Here is a 17568-nt window from a genome sequence, read left to right as displayed (position 1 = left end):
CCATTTTTCCCTAGAAAATAATACAACCTTACCCGGATCACTACCGAGTAAGGTTGTATGGCATTACATCATTTCTTTTACATGTCGGAACGATTACGATTCTTTCGAAGTTCCTTCTGCACTTGACGTAATGCTTTCTTCGAACCTCGTTCCATATCATGCTGGAATTTTCGTTCTTGGTAACTGACGAATATCGTGTTCAGATCATACCCTTCCGGATACAGCTCACTCGCTCGCAGCTCCAGCATCACTCGTTTACAATGAACCTCCATGTACTTGCCTTGATAAAACACCGTCACATTGTTGAACGAGTCTCTTCCTTTATAAATAACCGCCGAATCTTCCTGCTCCAGTAATCGAACCTTATCCCCGATCCCGTACTCCACGAACTCCTCTTTGACTTCTTCCTGCACTTTGGGTTTCATGACTTTACTGTCGCGAAGGCGGTCTAAGCGGTAATCCTTGTGATCCATATAGCGTTTCGCACGTTCCAGCACTTGGTCTTTCAAGTTCATTTTCCTTGAAATCCAGAGCGCATTGCTCTCCCCTGACTGTCCGATGATCAGTTTATATTGCGGTTCCAAGGTCTCGCTGTTAAATTCCATGGCCGCATTCATGAAATCGCTGTGCAATTCAGAGAACTGCTTGATCTCTCCATAATGCGTCGTCGCCACCGTGATACATCCCATATGATAAAACTCTTCGAGGATGGCAATGGCAAGTGCAGCTCCTTCATTCGGCTCCGTTCCGCTCCCAATCTCATCAAATAATAGAAGGGTATTGTGATTCGCTTGCCGCATAATCTCGGAAATATTCTTCATATGAGAAGAAAAGGTGCTCAAAGCGTTCTCCATACTCTGATTGTCACCAATGTCTACGAAGATTTGATCGAAGACCGCAATCTCTGTCGCTGGGTTCGCGGCAATATGGAACCCTGACATCGTCGCAAGCGTAATCAGACCAATGGTTTTCAACACAACGGTCTTCCCGCCGGCATTTGGACCTGTAATGATGAGACTGCGATAGGCATCCCCGATTTCAAAATTCAAAGGAACTGCGCTGCTAGGTAGCAACGGATGTCTGCATTGCACTAATTTGATGCAGCCATAATCATTGATCTTCGGCTCGATCCCGTCGAAGCTTTTACTGAACTTCGCCTTGGCAAAAATCATATCGTACTGACTGATCAGATCAATATTGATCGTTATCGGGTGCATCTGATCAAAGATCCTATTCGACAGCTCGGCTAGAATCTGTAGTTCTTCCATGACTTCTTCGGCTTTGAGACTAGATAATTCCGCGTTGTGCTTTGATACGGATATCGGTTCGATGAAGACCGTCGACCCTTTGGAGGACACCTCAACAATCGATCCCGCCACTTGATTTTTATAAGCAGCTTTGATCGGAATCGTGAATCGATCATTTTTTTTACTCACGAAGAACTCTTGGATATACTCCTTGTTCGTACTATTCTTCAAAAATTTCTGTAACTGCTCCTCGATCTTCGCTTCTGTCATATCGATGTGCTTCCGAATTCGCTTCAGCTCTTTACTGGCTCCCGAATCCACACGATTGCCCTTAATCGCAAAATGAATATGATCTTCAATATCTTGAAACTCCGTCATGGAGTAGGCATAAGCGCTCAGTTTTGGCGCGTAGAACTCCTTCTCAAGCATGAATTTCTTGATCTTCCGACAGCCTCGCAAGAAATCAGCAATCGCAATCAACTCGGATGGATCAAGGACCATGCCTTTCTCCAGCTTATCCATCATATACTCAATGTTCGAGATGCCTAGTAATGGCACATGACTCTCCGTATCCAGGATGTTCCTTGCTTCCGTTGTCTCATTCAACCGAAGCTTTACCACACTGAGCTTGGAGCTTGGCACCAACTTATCTATGAGCTGCTTACCCAACCCGCTCACACAAAAGGTTTTGACGATTTCTTTTAATTCGTTGTATTGTAATTTTTCCCATGTACTGCTATTCATATGTTCATTCTCCTCACGATTGATCCATCATGATGAAGATCCCTACATCATAAGATTTCAATGAAAATGCTAAAATAAGCATCAAAAAAAGCTGTGGGGATACCACAGCTTTACATACATGTACAAGGCATAGTTCATCACCAAACGAGGCAGGTCCCACCATAGGCATACACAAAAAATTCGTCGCCATAACATGTGCCCTGCTGCTTCTTGGTTCATGCTTTATCACGTATTGTAGGTATCTTCATAGGTAACTCAAATAAAACCATAATATAGGGATTTTTAGGCAGTCTTCCGCCTCACCTACATTACAGATTTATTTCTTTTTAAGTTGTGCCTATTTAGACCCTACTACACTCATAAAACACCTCGTGAAATTTTGTCGTTCATTGAAATCAAATGATGAGGGTATCATACAATATTCTCATACCGAAGTAAAGGGACAAGAGCGGAATCCTATTCCGTCGATTTGACCAATAACTTATCATAAATCTGTCTTGCGGCAGCGGGCAACGGCGTACTTTTCAGCTTAATGATCCCTACACGCCTTGGCGGTACGGGTGTCTTGAGCTGAATTTCATATAACGAATGATCCATAAGTTCCGCTTCAATAAATTCTTTGATGACACACGAAATGCCAAATCCACTGCGCGCAAATTCCACCAATAAATCAACGCTTCCCAATTCAATTTCAGGCTTGAGGGTATGCCCCTGCGAAGTAATGAATTGATCCACATACGCCCGCGTACTGCTTCCTTGTTCTAGCATAATCATGGGGTGCTCCAGCAAATATTCCAGCGATATCGGAGACTCCGATAAATGCTTATACTTCTCGCCCGTCACGAAGCAATCGTGAATCTCCAGACTTTCTTGAACATCGATTTGATGATCCGATATCGGCAGATTGACGATGCCAATATCAATCTTTCCTTCTTTTAACAGTGCAATGATTTCTCTTGTCGTCCGATTCGTCACTTGAATTTTGATCTGCGGGTAAGCTTCGTGGAACGTCTGTAAATGCGGCAGCAGGAAATGGCGGCATAATGTATCTCCTGCCCCAATCTTTACTTCCCCCTCGGTTAGCTGATGCATCTCTGCCATTTTCCGTTCCCCATTGAGTATAAAATGATAGGCTTGCTCAATATAAGTAAAGAGGACTTGACCCTCCGCTGTTAATCGAACGCCTTTAGACGTACGGAAGAACAATTGGCCCCCTAACTTCGCCTCCAATTGTTTGATGGAATGCGTAACCGCGGGTTGCGTAATGAACAGCTCGGTTGCCGCCTTGGACAAACTGCCCGCTTTGGCCGTTATATAAAACACCTGGTAAAGCTCCATATTCTGGATCACGTTTTACGGCACCTCCTTGGTATAAATTGAGATAATAGTAGATATTATAAATATTAATTATTTTCATATAATGAACTTTATTATACTGAACGTAGACCGAAATTCCAAGAATGAATAGGAGTGCAGAAATGACAGTTACAGCGATTGTAGGTGCCAATTGGGGCGATGAAGGAAAAGGTAAAATTACGGACGTGCTTGCAGCGAATTCGAACTATGTTGTCCGCTATCAAGGGGGAAGCAACGCAGGACATACGATTATTAATCATTATGGCAAGTTCGCTTTGCATTTACTCCCGTCAGGCGTATTTAATCCAGGGGTAGGTAACGTGATTGGACCGGGCGTGGCCTTGAACATCCCCAATTTGCAAAAGGAACTGAACGAATTGATCTCCAGAGGGGTTCCTGCACCAAAGCTCTATGTTTCGGACCGTGCACAGGTTGTCCTTCCGTATCATATTCTGTTCGATGAATTAGAGGAAGAACGTCTTGCTGATCGCAAGTTCGGCTCCACGAAACAGGGCATCGCCCCCTTCTACTCTGATAAATATATTAAGCTTGGCATCCAAGTAAGTGACTTATACGACGAAGAATTATTAAGAACAAAGCTTAATCGCTCCCTAGAAGCGAAGAACGTGCTGCTTCAGCATCTATATCATAAACCCGCTTATGAAATCGAAGGACTCATGAACGAGTTGCGGGAGCAAGCTGCTTTCCTTCAGCCTTATGTAAGTGATACGACGACCCTGCTGCACCATGCATTGGATCAAGGGGAGCAAGTCTTAGTCGAAGGGCAATTGGGCGCCTTGCGTGACCCGGATCACGGAATCTATCCATACGTCACCTCCTCCTCGACCTTAGCCGGATTCGCTCCTGTCGGAGCAGGTGTTCCGCCCTATGCGATGACTCGTATCGTAGCTGTGACCAAAGCCTATTCCAGCTGTGTCGGTGAAGGTCCTTTCGTGGCTGAAATTTTCGATGAACCGGCGAACGAATTGCGCAGACGCGGCGGTGATGCAGGAGAATTCGGTGCGACAACCGGCAGACCTCGTCGCGTGGGATGGTTCGACGCGGTAGCTACACGTTATGGTTGTAAGCTTCAAGGAGCAACCGAAGTAGCACTGACGAACCTTGATGTTCTAGGTTATCTGGATGAAATCCCAATTTGCACGGGTTACCGGAGCAACGGTCAAGTCACGACGGATTTTCCAAATACGCCGCAATTGCAGAAGTCAGAGCCTGTCGTTGACACGATGCCAGGATGGAAATGCGATATATCCCAGATCCGCTCGTTCCACGAGCTTCCTCAAGAAGCGCAGCAATATGTGGAGCATCTGGAAAAATTGATTGGCGTACCGATTCGCTTCATATCTGTAGGTCCGAACCGGGAGCAAATGATGGAACGTGCTTAAATGATCGGAGGAAAATAATCATGAAGGTTGAACTAGGACGGTGTCTGCTGCCAGAACGGTTGCAAGAAGCCCAGATGACGATCGAACAACTTGCACGGGTACTGCTCTACAGACCGGAGCGATTAACCGATTTTATCGAGAACAAACGCATCATGTCGCTGAAGATCGCTATATCCATTGCGAATACCCTGGGATGTGACGTGAGGGATTTATATGAAACCATGCCCTCACTCCCCGTAGCGTTCGATAGCAAAGAATAAAGAGTTTCAGAAAAAATAGAGGCCTCTCCTGTCGTAGATCATCTACAAAGGAGAGGCCTCTATTTATATAAATACAAGGATGCATCTAACCTGATTATAACCGGCCGGCTGCTTTAACCTTCACAAGCAAGGCATTCCCCGGCAAATAGGCAATCGGAATATCTTCCGTCAGTACGATCTGAACGGTAGCGCGGTCTGCTCCCGCCAGTACGGCTTGTTCGATGGCATGGCTGCGTGCCTCAGCCATGGCCTCATCATATGTCATATCATCAAGCGAATAGATTCGCTCGGTTTCGCCGCTAACCTCGCCAAGCGCAGCCCCAATGGCATTCGCTGCGTCAAGATGATCCGGTCTTACGATTCGCGCGACACCTTCGAGCTTATCCGGGACAAGGATACTCCCGCCGCCGACGAGAATCACGTCCACGGGATCTGCGCTTGTCTTCATACGATCAATCGCATCCTCAATGTCGCGTGTGATGATGGCATTAGCTTGACGACAAATCGCCTCATCCAAGTTTTCCGTAAGCGCACCATCCCATTCGAACCGTCCCAGCTTGACAGCCACGTCCGTTGCCGTAAGCGTATCGCCGCCAAAGATACGACCACGCTGCAGCAACTCGTATCCTACGCTATCAGGGCCTACCGTAACCTCTTCTGGTGCAACGCCAGCTCTTACAATGGTTCCGCCGCCAATCCCGATTGACAAAATGTCGGGCATACGGAAGTTGGTACGCACGCCGCCGATTTCCACTGCGGCCGAAGACTGGCGCGGGAAGCCCTGCATCAAGACACCAATATCCGTCGTTGTTCCACCAATATCTACAACTAAGGCATCGTTCAACCCGGATAAATGTGCTGCACCGCGAATCGAGTTCGTAGGTCCGCAAGCAATCGTGAGAATCGGGTAACGCAGCGCATATTCACTGCGCATCAGCGTACCGTCGTTCTGACAAATATACACGCCGGCTTGAATTCCAAATCCTTGAAGTGCCTTTTCGAAACCATGGACCACCCCGGAAATCACATTAAGCAGCGCGCCGTTTAATAGGGAAGCATTCTCGCGCTCCAAGAGTCCAATGCTCCCAATCTCATGGGACAACGTAACAGGCATGTCTTCACCAAGAACTTGTTTCGCTAGCTGTTCAATGCGTTTTTCTTGAGATGTATTCACAGGCGAGAATACGCCGCAAATGGCGACCGCATCGACTTCTCCTTTCATGCGGGTACAGATGTCAAGAATCTCCGCCTCATCTAGATCCACGATTGTACGGCCATCATACTCATAGCCGCCTTTTGCTACGTAAGTATGCGGTCCGATAGCAGCTTTCAGTGATTCATCCCAATCCGCTAACGGCGGAATGGAAGTCGTTGCCGGGGCCCCGACGCGAATCAACCCCACCTTGCCCAAGTGCTTACGCTCAACAATGGCATTGGTGCAATGTGTTGTTCCAAGCATCGCATATCGAACCTGTGCCGGATTCACACCGCTCTCCGCAATCAATCGACGTACCGATTCTACAATCCCTTCATTGACATCGCGAGTCGTATGCACTTTCACGGTATGAATTGTATTCAGTTGGGAATCCAACAAAGCAGAGTCTGTGTTCGTCCCCCCGACATCAATCCCGATACGATACATCTCTTCGTTATGGGTCATTGTATGATTCATGACAGTTCCCCACCTTTCTCAGCTGCTAACTCTTCAATGGTTACATATGGTGTATCATAGCCGAAATATTGCGGTCCTACGGTCTCTAGACCTTTCGGCGTTCTCCATCTCGGATCACACGGGAAGCCAACCGCGGTGACTCGTGCGCCGTATTTCAAATTCTCCGTCGTGATCGGCATCCCGGTATCTTGATCGAGAAGTGAGATCAGATCCGGTGTTACAGCGAGAGAGCGGCCATCCTCCGTTGCAAGGAGGAACTCGTTCTGGAAGAACAAACGCATCGAACGGCCTTTTTGCGCACCGGTTCCTTCAAATACGGCCTCGCCTCGCGTAAATCCGCCTTCGGTACGGCGACGAATATCCACGGCTTTGCCATAAAACAAGGCATAACCATGCAGCTGCTTCAACAAGGCTTCAATTGGGTTCTGTTTCAATTCTTTGGACTCAAATAAAGTCTTTCCGATTTCATAAGCTAGCGTTAACGTATGTGGAATAGCACTTTGTTTCACCTGGGCGCCCGTCACCGGGTAATCACAGATCGAAGCCGAGCCCCCCATCTGAATGGTGATCGCACGAGCAATCCGTTCCTCCCATACGCCGTCGATCGCATGCAAGAGCACACTATTCCCTCGTTCATCCGCCATCGTAACCGGACTGCAATCCAGTCCGTCCAAGTAGAATGTAACCATCTGCGACTCTGGAAAAGCACGTCCCATCGCATCTGCATCCAGCATCGGAATTCCGCGCTCAGCAGCCGCAATAACAGGCACAAGCGAATTCCCACCTCCTACCTCAATCGGCATAATCGCGGTCACTTTTCTTCCCAATTCCTTTTCGAGCAATTCCAAGGGCTTCGTCATTTGCAACGTTGATGGAATTTTCTCATTCATGACCGTTGGTGCGCCGATCATCGACAGAGGAACAATCAAATCCTCGTCTCCAAGCTCATCAGGCGACACCACACGGACAGGACCATATTTGCGTATCGCCTCAATCGCCATCAATTTGCCAATATGGGGATCTCCGCCCCCGCCCGTACCTAGAACCGCTGCGCCAACAGCAATATATTGAATAGCCTGCTCATTTAATTCCGTTAGCTTGTTGTTATTCATGGTGTAATCCTTTCTTATTCATCATTTTCCCTACCATCCATTGCACAATAAATGCGAAAATAAAGGCATCCAATGCCGGAACTCTCGTCATTTGGAATAATCCAAAACCATCAGGAGACGGGGTTGTCATATAGGCGAAGAATGTAGCTGCTGCCCATACAACCAAGGAACGAATAACCCAATTTTTGTTACGGTCCAATCCTTCAAAAGTGAACTTCTTACGATCTACCATAAGATACTCTGCCGTATAAATCCCCCCAATTGGAGAGACGAACATCGTGATCACATTCAGGAAGGATAGAAAACGATCATAGATTCCAAATACAGCTAACAAGGTTGCCAGGATCCCTGCAACAATGGTAATAGCCGATTTCGGTACCCGTTGGAATACAACAGAAAACCCTAGCGAAGCAGAATACAAGTTGTTCGTATTCGTCGTCCATTGTGCCAATGTTAGAACAATAATTGCCGGAAGGCCTAACCCTAATGTAATGAAAATGTTCGTTAAATCACTTGTATCCATCATCCGCGACAAGAAAATCGCAATAATCGTCATAAAGCTGTTTCCTACAAAGAAACCGATAAACGCCGCCGTTACCGCGTGCATTGGTGTACGTGCCCAACGTGCAATATCTGGCGATAACACCGTCCCTACGATAAATATCCCGATGACGAGTGAAATCGCGGTTCCCATCGGCAGCGCTGCACCGCTGATCGGTTCCCAAATCGCCGATGTACCTTGCCCATGAAACGCGGAGAACAACGCAATCCCGATGAAGATAATAAGAAGCGGCACAGACCATACACTTAATCTCTCAATCGAACGGTAGCCCCAAATCGCGGTTGACATCATCAACATCCCGCCGATAAACGATAGCAGACCTAAGGATAAATCGATTCCCCATAATTTATGGAAAGCCGTCTGCATGTTTGAAGCGAAAAATCCGGCTTGCACGCCGAACCATCCGAGCGAGAATACGCCGAGGATGATCGATACGATGCGCGCACCCCGATTACCGAACAAGAATCGACTAATCATCGCTGTTGAAAGCCCTGTTTTGGCTCCTACATAAGCACATAAAGCGCCGATAAGACCAAGAATGATCGAACCAATCATTGTAGCTGTTAGCGAATCTACCAAATTCATTCCAGCGCCAAGCTCTGCTCCCAGGAACATCGCTGATAAATCAATACCGATCGCAATCCAGACGAGCGACATGGACAACCATTTCTTCCGCAGATGTGCGGGAACGGGTTCCCTTTCAAAATCTTGCATTTTTGAATCATTACTCACGACTTGACTGCCTTCGCTCATGTAACCCATCCCCTTGTTGTAATATGATCTTGTTGGTCCTTACTCGTTCCTTACGAACACGCGCCGTTCCAAAATATTTCAAAAGCATTATTCAGCTTGCGTTCGTAAAGTTCCTTGGAAGTGTAATAGAAATATTGCATGCTTAACCCGTCCATCAAGTTGAGAAATGCATCCACGAGAGGCTGAACAGACTGATCCTTCATCACACCTTCTCGTATCCCTTGTTCGATTAAACCTTCGATTGCCTTTGTTAATGTCTCGTCCGAATGTAGAAAGGCATCCTCAATCGTTTCCTTAAGAAATGAAGGCGGAAATAACACATACCGAAGAACGAATAAATTAGGCTCTGGACTCTTTTTGTAGAATTGATATTGTCTTGATAATACCCGGTAAAGGCTTTCCCGAGCGTTCAATTCCTTCTGCTCTTCCGACACCTCTTGAATGAACGTATTATAAGATTGCATCGCTTCACGAAAGACCGTCATAAACAGATCTTCTTTATTCTCATAAAAGGCATAGATTGCCGGTGTCTTGACGCCAACTTCCTTCGCAATTTCAGACAACGCGGTACCGTCATACCCCTTCTCTCCGAACAGCCTCATCGCCACTTCTTTTAGCTTATTTCTAGTCATGAATACCCTCACACTCCAACATTAATTAACGTTAATTAAGTAGACTATACAGCTAAATGCATAATAATACAATACCTTTTTGGCGAAAGTGTACCTTCAATTTCCGATTCCACGTTGCATGGAAAATGAAAAAACCTTACCTCGGCCAATGCCGAAATAAGGTTGCTACAATCCATGTTACACGAACCCACCTACTTCATGAAGTACACAAATAAGCTGTCCAAACCGTCATCAACATGACTACTTGGACAGCTTATTTCATTAGGTAACACGTGTTTAATTATTCAATACATTACGAAGCAGTGTCTCAACATTCTGAGGACGTCTCCGTTTCATCGGTTCAATGACTAGCGTCCGTTTTTGCTCTTCTGCCTTTAGCGTTTCAGGAGCGTCATTCGATTCGATTAATCCAATGAGACCCATAATGCGATCCATATCTAAATTAGGAAAAAACAAATTCTTTTTGTTGCTGCTCATGATGCCCACTCCAATATTTGATGTTCCGCTCACTAAAAAACGCGACAAGAACCATTGTAATACATCTTTCGCAATATTTCCACAAGAAAAGAGTGGCTTCAGCAAAATGAGCCACTCTTCCTAACCTCATCCTTGAGACACATTCGCTAACATCTCACTGGGATCCCCCTTCATGACGGCATATATCCAGCGCTCCACTTGCGCGCGATTAGACACCGTCACGGATTGTGGTCCTCTTCCACGTCTCGCTTTTCTTAACTTCGTACGTGTCCGATGCAAGGCGGATTTCACAGCAGGTACCGAGGTGTTGCTTATTAACGCAATTTCCTCCATCGAGTAACGGAAGACATCCAACATGAGCAGCATATCCACATGGCGCTCAGAGACACGATCAGCCACATGCTCTACAAGTTCGCGTACTTCTACATAACGGTTCGAATCCGTCCCCCAATGCTCCACCTGCTCGCATGGAATCATACGTCCTCGATGCTTCCGGTACATATCTACCCACACATTTTGAGCCATGCGAAATAAATAAGGCTTCGTAAATGAAGCAGACGTACGATGAACCCTCGCACGATATATGAATGCTCTTAATAACACCTCTTGATATAAATCTTCCCCATCCCATGCAGACGAAGCGACATACGTACAGTATGTACGCAGCTCCTCCAGATAAGGACCGATTTCCTCCATAAAAGCCCCATTCATGTCCTCTTCACAAACATCGGCGACCTCCATCGCATGTTCCGTCATGTTCCGTACCTCCCTTATATCCCGTATCTCCCATGCTGTATATGCTCTACTCAGGATCCAGTTGCACCAGATGGGTCTTGCCCTTATCTTCGGCAAAAGGCAATGTAAACGTGAATTTCGTGCCTTCTCCAACCACGCTGTCTACCTGAATATCTGAACCATGTCGTTCGATAATGGTCTTGACGATCGATAATCCAATCCCCGTCCCATTGCGCCTTGTTCTAGCTTCATCTGCTTTATAAAAACGTTCCCATATCCGCTCTAATTGTTCCTTCTCCATCCCAATGCCATGATCTTTCACGGAAATCACTGCACCGTCGCTTTCTACTAGATCAACCAGAATGGAATTGCCATCTGGTGAGAACTCAATTGCATTCTGGATCAAATTCGTCAGGACTTGCTTAATTCGATCCGGATCACCATACACGTATATTTCTTCCCGTTCATGCTCTTCCCGCTTCTCCTCTTGAGGGAATACACGGAAAATCACTTGATGCTTCACGAATTGCGACTCCATACTGGCAAGCACTTGACGAATCGTCTCCGTCACATTAAATGGACCAAAATGCATTTCCAACTGCCCGGAATCAATTTTACTCATATCTAAGAGATCATTCACAAGTCGAATCAATCTTCCGTTCAGATCCTGAACGATTCCTAGATAATGCTTCATTCGCTTCTCCGGTACCGTTCCATCCAATATCGCTTCAATGTATCCGTTCATCGATGTGAGCGGAGAACGTAAATCATGGGATACATTCGCCACAAATTCTTTACGCATACGATCCAAGCTTTCAAGGTCATAGCCCATCTGTTGTACGGTCCGTGCCAATTCGCCAAGCTCATCCTTCGAATTCACGCGAATATCGGGTGTGAAATTCCCTTTTGCGATCGCGCGGGTGGCTTCCGTTAACTGCTTCACCCTTCGCGTAAGCTGCCGGGATAGAATTAATGTGAACAAGAAACATACGATCAGCGTGATTCCGAGCGCTAACGCCATTCGACTGTTCGACTTCGAGAAATCGGCCTGAAATGACTTCGAGATCAGCATCACCGTCCATTGCGGCTGACCATTCAGCATGACTGAACCAGCAACCACGTTGGCTTTACCGTTCTCGTTCTCTATCATATACCGGTTATTTGTCAGCTTGGTGTCACGAAGAACTTCTTGGATTAATTCCGACGTTGGACGCAGTTCAGGCGACTTCGGGTTCGATATCTGCATCAGAATTTGCCCTGAGCGTCGATCTAAGAGGTACAAGGAGCGTATCTCCTGCGGGGTAACCAGTCGAAGTCCTGCTTTGACAGAACTGGTACTCCAACCTTCTTGATACGCCTGCTCAATGTAACGTCTAATGTCATCTAGTTGTTTGAGATCTTGATCTCGATGGGATTTCATTAAATCTCCGCGGAAGAACCAATTGAACACAAAAGCCAGGATCAGTAAAGAGACGATTAGAAATCCGACAAATGTCATTAATATTTTCGCAAAAATACCGAATTTCATGTTCGGCAGCTTGATCATGCCGTCACCTCGAACTTATAGCCCACACCCCAGACCGTGACAATCTTCCAGTGCTCTGTCTCTCCAATTTTTTCGCGAATGCGCTTGATATGCACGTCTACTGTCCGGAAATCACCCCAATAATCATGTCCCCAGACTTGATTCAACAATTGCTCGCGGGTGAACACTTTATTCGGGTGAGAAGCTAATACATGCAACAGCTCCATTTCCTTCGGCGGCAGCATATATTCCGATTGATTCAGGACCAATTTATATTCATTCATTAAAATGGCGAGGCCTGGGTATTGGATCATTTCTTGGACTAAACCTGCTTGTGTTCTTCTTAAAACAGCTTTCAAACGTGCCATCAGTTCTTTCGGATCAAACGGCTTCACGATATAATCGTCGGCGCCGAGCTCAAAGCCTTTCAGCTTGTCATAACTCTCGCCTTTCCCCGTCATCATCAGAACCGGAACGTCGCTATATCTGCGTATTTCTTCACAGACCTGCCAGCCGTCCATCTCAGGGAGCATAATATCTAACAGCACGATATCAGGTTTGGCCGATAGGAACAGCTCGATACCCTGTGTACCGTTCTCTGCCATGTCGTAGTTGAATTGATGTTTATCTAAATACAAGGAAAGTAAATCGCGAATGTACGCATCATCCTCGATTACGAGTACATTGGGTTGTCGCATCTATTCCTCAGCCTCCTCTCCTAATCGTACCTCAGAGCATCCACTGGTTTCAAATTTGCTGCTTTATTCGCTGGGAAAATCCCGAAGAATACACCAATAAATACAGAAAATCCGAAGGAAATCAGAATAATATTCAAAGATGCCTCAATCGACATACTCGTTATTTTGCTAACCAGTGCGCCGCCGCCTACACCAATCAATATCCCAATAATCCCGCTAATGCTGCTAATCACAATGGATTCGATCAGGAACTGCAAAAGAATATCTCGTTTCTTCGCACCGACGGATTTCCGTATCCCGATCTCACGGGTACGCTCTGTTACGGATACGAGCATAATATTCATGATTCCGATGCCGCCCACGATCAGCGAAATGCCTGCGATACCTCCAAGCGCAATCGATAGCGTATCTGTGATGGAACTGACGGTCTCTAGCATCTCTTTCTGATCCGTAACGGTATAGCTATCTTCTGTATCTCGGAATATCTTATCTAGCTTCTGCTCGGCAAGTGCCTTTACTATAGACGTTGTGTCGCCGGATTCCCCCTGCAAATAAATCGTACGGATGCCAGTTGATCGTAATAATCGCTGTGCAGACGTCAAAGGGATCTTGATTGTCGTCTTGGTCGTACTTTTATCTTCCAAAAGTCCGACGATCTTGAAACGCATGCCGTTCAAGGTGACATATTGCCCTACAGGGCTCTCTGTACCGAACAACGTTGTTGCCGTCTCCGTTCCGATCAGGGCGACCTTCTGGGTATAATCGATGTCAATCGGCAGGATAAACCTTCCGCTCTGTACGCCTGTTACTCGAACTTCTTCATAGTCGGACGTAATCCCCTCTACGGATACATTGACATTTTTGCTTCCATTCTTCGCCTGTACATTCCCGCTTACCGTCGGCGCTACCGCCTGTACGCCTTCTAAATCTGCGAACTCCATCGCTTGCTTCAACGTAACCGAATTATGGTCACCTCGACCGGTCACCGATACGGTTAGCAGGTTCGAGCCGAGGCCTTGTACTTGCGCGGTAACGGAGCTGGTAGCCCCTTGCCCGACCGAGACGAGCAGAATAACACACGAGACGCCAATAATAATGCCCAGCATGGTAAGCAGTGTTCTTGTTTTGTTCGAAAGAATACTCTTCCAGGCCATCTTGAAAGCTTGTGAGAGCTTCATGTCTGCATCACCTCCGTGTGAGATATTTGACCGTCGACAATGTGGATCACGGTCTCTGCTTGCTTCGCAATCTCAGGATCATGCGTAATCAGCACAATCGTATGCCCTTTCTCGTGCAGCGTATGAATCATCTGCATCACTTCATGGCCTGTCTTCGTATCTAACGCTCCTGTTGGTTCATCCGCAAGCAGTATAGGCGGCTGTCCAGCCAATGCCCGGGCGATGGCTACGCGCTGCTGCTGCCCTCCTGATAATTGTGAGGGGCGGTGATGAATACGCTCTTCCAGTCCTACTTCACGTAATGCTTGCTGCGCCTGGGCTTTCCGTTCTTTTGCCGAGATCCCGCGATATACGAGTGGAAGTTCAACATTTTCAAGCGCGGATAAAGCAGATAACAAGTGAAAACTTTGAAAAATAAAACCGATCTTCTGATTACGGATTTCCGCTAACTTATTATCATTCATTCGATTCACTTCGTTCCCATCGATCCAATAGGAACCACTCGTCGGCAGATCCAAGCATCCAATCATATTCATTAAGGTTGATTTGCCCGAACCGGACGGACCCACAATCGCCACAAATTCACCTTGGTGGATTTGAAGCGAAACGCCATGTAAAGTCGTGACGAGCTCACCGCCCATTTGATAGGTCTTCACGATATTTTCAAGAATCAGCAATGGCTTGCGATGTTGTTGGATTTGTACAGCCTCCTCAATCATCGTGAACCGCCTCCACCGCTTGTACGCTGACCCCCTGATGAGGTACTTTGACGGAATCCGCCTTGTCCACCGCCAAAGTTTCCTCCCCCCATGCCGCCGAGGCCGCCAAATCCGGCATTCATTTGAGCTGAAGAGCCCGTAGAGGCTTTAACCGCCGGGAGAAGAATCTGTTCTCCTTCTTCAAGTCCGCTTAAGACTTCAATATAGGATTCGTTATGGATGCCAACTTCGATTTCTTTCATGTTCTGCATCATCGTATTGCGATCCGTCCGATTTGTCCCATTGCCATTTCCATTTTTCGCTCGGTTTGTTGCTCCTTCATTCGTCGCTCTGTTCGCATTATTGCTCTTATCTTCCTGAGGCTGTTCAGAAGGTGCCGCAGCCGCTCCCGTTTCCTTGTTCCCTGTAGCGGTGCTGCCTGTTGTCGTGCCCTCAGCAGCCGATGCAAGCTGAACAAAGGATTTGCCGCCCAATTGATGAACCGCTTCAATCGGAACGACGAGCGCATTTTCTTTACTTTGTACGATAATATCTGCTTGTAAAGACATCCCAATCTTAATCGAATCATTTTTGGTGATTGAAACGGTTACATCGAAACTGGCAACCCCGTTCGACGCCGTTCCTTCTTGCGAGACGGCAGTCACTTTCCCCTCCACCGTTTGATCCGATAAAGCATCTAATGTCATTTGAACCTTCTGGCCCGCTTTGACTTTATCCACGTCTAGTTCATCCACCTGAACAATGGATTCCAGGTTATCGTAGTCCGTAATTTCCGCGATAACCGTATTCGGTGACACTTGGTCTCCAACATGAATAGCGCTAGTCACGATCGTCCCATTAATGGGCGATGTTACTACCGTTGATTTGGCTTGCTTATCCTTTAAATCCTGTAAATCAATTTGGGCAAGCTGCATGTCTAATTTCTTCTGTTCGATCTGCGTATTCATCGAAGCGCGTTCTTCCTCGGTTGCATCCATATACTTCTTCTTCAAATCTTCATAATCCATTTGTTTCTGTTGGATTTGCAGCTCTGATTTTTGGATTTGCGAAGTCATATCCTCGGTTTCGAAGGTGACAAGTGTCTCGCCTTTTTTTACTTTTTGACCTTCTTTAAACTTTATGCTTGCGATTTTCCCCGTTTCTGATGAATTTACGGTTGCTTTGTTCACGGAGGATACCGTTCCGGTTCCGGATACTTTCACGACAAGATCCGTTCTCGTCACCTTCGCCGTCGGCTGTACGGCAGTAGTTATCTTCTTATTCTTGTTCAACGCGTTGTATCCGAACAGCAATGCAGCCATAAGTATCACCACAATGGATACAATCCAGATCTTCTTTTTCATCGGCTCTAGCCCCTCCTTCATATTCTCTCAACAGTCTATCAAGAAAATATGAACAACCTATGAACACGGAGTTGCTTGGCCATTCCCGGTCACAATACGTGCTTTTAACGTATCTCTTGACGAGAAGGAAAGGAAGCACTAGACTGTTGTACGCACATCATCATAACCATCGGAGGAAATTCTGTTGCTTAAACCTAGCTCGGCTTCTTTATACTTTGCCTTATTCATTGGCGTACTGGCTTTATCCACATCGGCCATCTTCGTCAAATTATCCTCAGCGCCCGCACCCATGGTGGCTTTTTATCGAATGCTGTTCTCGACCATGCTCATTCTTCCATGGCTAAGTCTTCAGAAAACCAGCAGATCTGAATTCAAAGCTTTACACATCAAACAAATCGGGATTATGGTGTTGTCCGGTGTATTGCTTGCCGTTCACTTTATACTCTGGTTCGAATCGCTGCGATATACGAGCGTAGCTAGTTCAACGGTACTCGTGACCCTCCAGCCTGTGTTCACCTTTGTCGGCAGCTATTTTCTTTTTCAGGAACGATTACGCGGCTTGGCAATCATGGGGGGTGTCCTCGCCCTCATCGGCAGCTTCATTATTGGCATGGGTGATTTTCGTATCGGTGGGGAGGCTCTATTCGGCGACATTCTAGCGCTGCTAGGGGCTGCCGTCATCGCCATTTATTTTCTTATTGGCAAATCGGTTCGCCAGGTCACCTCTTTACCGACCTATTCTTTCATTGTATATGGGAGCAGCAGTGTTTTTCTCGCGGTGTACTGCGGAGTTCTAGGTTATCCCTTTCAGGGTCACAGCCAGCAAGATTGGCTTCTCTTCGCGGGATTAGCGCTGATCCCTACGCTATTCGGGCAGACCGTAATGAATGGACTCATCCGGTGGATGAGCCCCTCTACCATATCCATGAGTATCCTAGGTGAACCTGTCGGGACATGCATCTTGGCTTATTTCCTTCTTGGAGAACGGCTCACCATCGAACAACTTATCGGCTCATTTGTCATTCTGCTTGGTATTTTCTTCTACAGTCTATTCAGTCGCACCCCTGCCCCAACGAAACCCAAAATAGCTAAGAACGTGCATTCTTCCTAAGTGGAGAATGCACATAAAAAACCGACTCCCTCCATATTTGC

16 protein-coding genes are annotated in these 17568 nt (G+C 46.6%); 3 read left to right on the top strand and 13 right to left on the bottom strand.

All coding sequences use genetic code 11. From position 1 onward, the window contains the following. Positions 1 to 77: 77 nt before the first annotated feature. Together BVG16_RS06145 and BVG16_RS06140 are read right to left on the bottom strand one after the other, a co-directional pair. On the bottom strand, positions 78 to 1991 hold the full coding sequence (locus BVG16_RS06145) for an endonuclease MutS2 (RefSeq protein WP_078497659.1): 1914 nt from the start codon (positions 1989 to 1991) through the stop codon (positions 78 to 80). Between the two features lie 456 nt (positions 1992 to 2447). Then, the gene (locus BVG16_RS06140) at positions 2448 to 3341 is read right to left on the bottom strand and encodes a LysR family transcriptional regulator (protein WP_078497658.1); all 894 of its coding nucleotides are present in this window, start codon (positions 3339 to 3341) and stop codon (positions 2448 to 2450) included. Between the two features lie 128 nt (positions 3342 to 3469). Here BVG16_RS06140 and BVG16_RS06135 point away from each other — a divergent pair, with 128 nt between their 5' ends. Together BVG16_RS06135 and BVG16_RS06130 are read left to right on the top strand one after the other, a co-directional pair. Then, positions 3470 to 4750 (top strand): adenylosuccinate synthase, encoded by a 1281-nt coding sequence (locus BVG16_RS06135; protein WP_078497657.1) that lies wholly within the window; start codon positions 3470 to 3472, stop codon positions 4748 to 4750. A 20-nt stretch (positions 4751 to 4770) separates the two neighbouring features. Continuing rightward, complete coding sequence (locus BVG16_RS06130; protein WP_078497656.1) at positions 4771 to 5010, top strand: helix-turn-helix domain-containing protein; 240 nt, start codon at positions 4771 to 4773, stop codon at positions 5008 to 5010. A gap of 94 nt (positions 5011 to 5104) precedes the next feature. On the opposite strand, the gene BVG16_RS06125 is transcribed toward BVG16_RS06130, so the two are convergent. From BVG16_RS06125 to BVG16_RS06075, 11 genes are all read right to left on the bottom strand, one after another. Beyond that, positions 5105 to 6682: a hydantoinase/oxoprolinase N-terminal domain-containing protein gene (locus BVG16_RS06125; RefSeq protein ID WP_078497655.1), complete on the bottom strand. Its 1578-nt coding sequence runs from the start codon at positions 6680 to 6682 to the stop codon at positions 5105 to 5107. Beyond that, positions 6679 to 7794: a DUF917 domain-containing protein gene (locus BVG16_RS06120; protein ID WP_078497654.1), complete on the bottom strand. Its 1116-nt coding sequence runs from the start codon at positions 7792 to 7794 to the stop codon at positions 6679 to 6681. Before BVG16_RS06120 ends, BVG16_RS06125 begins: the two co-directional genes overlap by 4 nt. Continuing rightward, positions 7787 to 9109, bottom strand: coding sequence for a cytosine permease (locus BVG16_RS06115; RefSeq protein WP_233146902.1), 1323 nt, complete (start codon positions 9107 to 9109; stop codon positions 7787 to 7789). Before BVG16_RS06115 ends, BVG16_RS06120 begins: the two co-directional genes overlap by 8 nt. A gap of 50 nt (positions 9110 to 9159) precedes the next feature. After that, the gene (locus BVG16_RS06110) at positions 9160 to 9741 is read right to left on the bottom strand and encodes a TetR/AcrR family transcriptional regulator (protein WP_078497653.1); all 582 of its coding nucleotides are present in this window, start codon (positions 9739 to 9741) and stop codon (positions 9160 to 9162) included. A gap of 276 nt (positions 9742 to 10017) precedes the next feature. Continuing rightward, the gene (locus BVG16_RS06105; protein ID WP_144027305.1) at positions 10018 to 10218 is read right to left on the bottom strand and encodes a hypothetical protein; all 201 of its coding nucleotides are present in this window, start codon (positions 10216 to 10218) and stop codon (positions 10018 to 10020) included. Between the two features lie 126 nt (positions 10219 to 10344). Next, positions 10345 to 10974 carry an RNA polymerase sigma factor gene (locus tag BVG16_RS06100; RefSeq protein ID WP_078497651.1) on the bottom strand — a complete coding sequence of 210 codons (630 nt, stop codon included), beginning with the start codon at positions 10972 to 10974 and terminating at the stop codon, positions 10345 to 10347. Between the two features lie 46 nt (positions 10975 to 11020). Then, positions 11021 to 12499 carry a sensor histidine kinase gene (locus tag BVG16_RS06095; RefSeq protein ID WP_078497650.1) on the bottom strand — a complete coding sequence of 493 codons (1479 nt, stop codon included), beginning with the start codon at positions 12497 to 12499 and terminating at the stop codon, positions 11021 to 11023. Beyond that, complete coding sequence (locus BVG16_RS06090; RefSeq protein ID WP_078497649.1) at positions 12496 to 13176, bottom strand: response regulator transcription factor; 681 nt, start codon at positions 13174 to 13176, stop codon at positions 12496 to 12498. The genes BVG16_RS06095 and BVG16_RS06090 overlap by 4 nt, the downstream gene beginning before the upstream one ends. A 20-nt stretch (positions 13177 to 13196) precedes the next feature. Next, positions 13197 to 14354 (bottom strand): ABC transporter permease, encoded by a 1158-nt coding sequence (locus BVG16_RS06085; RefSeq protein ID WP_078497648.1) that lies wholly within the window; start codon positions 14352 to 14354, stop codon positions 13197 to 13199. Next, positions 14351 to 15073 (bottom strand): ABC transporter ATP-binding protein, encoded by a 723-nt coding sequence (locus tag BVG16_RS06080; protein ID WP_078497647.1) that lies wholly within the window; start codon positions 15071 to 15073, stop codon positions 14351 to 14353. The genes BVG16_RS06085 and BVG16_RS06080 overlap by 4 nt, the downstream gene beginning before the upstream one ends. Continuing rightward, entirely contained in the window at positions 15070 to 16416 is a 1347-nt protein-coding gene (locus tag BVG16_RS06075; RefSeq protein ID WP_158081631.1) for an efflux RND transporter periplasmic adaptor subunit, read from the bottom strand. Before BVG16_RS06075 ends, BVG16_RS06080 begins: the two co-directional genes overlap by 4 nt. A gap of 184 nt (positions 16417 to 16600) precedes the next feature. On the opposite strand from BVG16_RS06075, the gene BVG16_RS06070 reads away from it, so the two are divergent. Then, positions 16601 to 17527, top strand: a complete 927-nt coding sequence (locus tag BVG16_RS06070; protein ID WP_078497645.1) for a DMT family transporter — start codon at positions 16601 to 16603, stop codon at positions 17525 to 17527. Positions 17528 to 17568 lie beyond the last annotated feature (41 nt).

Source organism: Paenibacillus selenitireducens (assembly GCF_002021565.1).
GTDB lineage: Bacteria > Bacillota > Bacilli > Paenibacillales > Paenibacillaceae > Paenibacillus_K > Paenibacillus_K selenitireducens.
Note: the sequence above shows the minus strand (reverse complement) of the source record. Positions and strands in the feature narration are given on the sequence as shown.

Excerpts from the sequence above, each read along its gene's own strand:
- BVG16_RS06145 (WP_078497659.1), bottom strand. The coding sequence starts at position 1,991 with ATGAATAGCAGTACATGGGAAAAATTACAATACAACGAATTAAAAGAA.
- BVG16_RS06135 (WP_078497657.1), top strand. The coding sequence starts at position 3,470 with ATGACAGTTACAGCGATTGTAGGTGCCAATTGGGGCGATGAAGGAAAA.
- BVG16_RS06095 (WP_078497650.1), bottom strand. The coding sequence starts at position 12,499 with ATGATCAAGCTGCCGAACATGAAATTCGGTATTTTTGCGAAAATATTA.
- BVG16_RS06105 (WP_144027305.1), bottom strand. The coding sequence starts at position 10,218 with ATGAGCAGCAACAAAAAGAATTTGTTTTTTCCTAATTTAGATATGGAT.
- BVG16_RS06080 (WP_078497647.1), bottom strand. The coding sequence starts at position 15,073 with ATGATTGAGGAGGCTGTACAAATCCAACAACATCGCAAGCCATTGCTG.
- BVG16_RS06120 (WP_078497654.1), bottom strand. The coding sequence starts at position 7,794 with ATGAATAACAACAAGCTAACGGAATTAAATGAGCAGGCTATTCAATAT.
- BVG16_RS06075 (WP_158081631.1), bottom strand. The coding sequence starts at position 16,416 with ATGAAAAAGAAGATCTGGATTGTATCCATTGTGGTGATACTTATGGCT.
- BVG16_RS06130 (WP_078497656.1), top strand. The coding sequence starts at position 4,771 with ATGAAGGTTGAACTAGGACGGTGTCTGCTGCCAGAACGGTTGCAAGAA.
- BVG16_RS06110 (WP_078497653.1), bottom strand. The coding sequence starts at position 9,741 with ATGACTAGAAATAAGCTAAAAGAAGTGGCGATGAGGCTGTTCGGAGAG.
- BVG16_RS06125 (WP_078497655.1), bottom strand. The coding sequence starts at position 6,682 with ATGAATCATACAATGACCCATAACGAAGAGATGTATCGTATCGGGATT.
- BVG16_RS06090 (WP_078497649.1), bottom strand. The coding sequence starts at position 13,176 with ATGCGACAACCCAATGTACTCGTAATCGAGGATGATGCGTACATTCGC.
- BVG16_RS06115 (WP_233146902.1), bottom strand. The coding sequence starts at position 9,109 with ATGAGCGAAGGCAGTCAAGTCGTGAGTAATGATTCAAAAATGCAAGAT.
- BVG16_RS06085 (WP_078497648.1), bottom strand. The coding sequence starts at position 14,354 with ATGAAGCTCTCACAAGCTTTCAAGATGGCCTGGAAGAGTATTCTTTCG.
- BVG16_RS06100 (WP_078497651.1), bottom strand. The coding sequence starts at position 10,974 with ATGACGGAACATGCGATGGAGGTCGCCGATGTTTGTGAAGAGGACATG.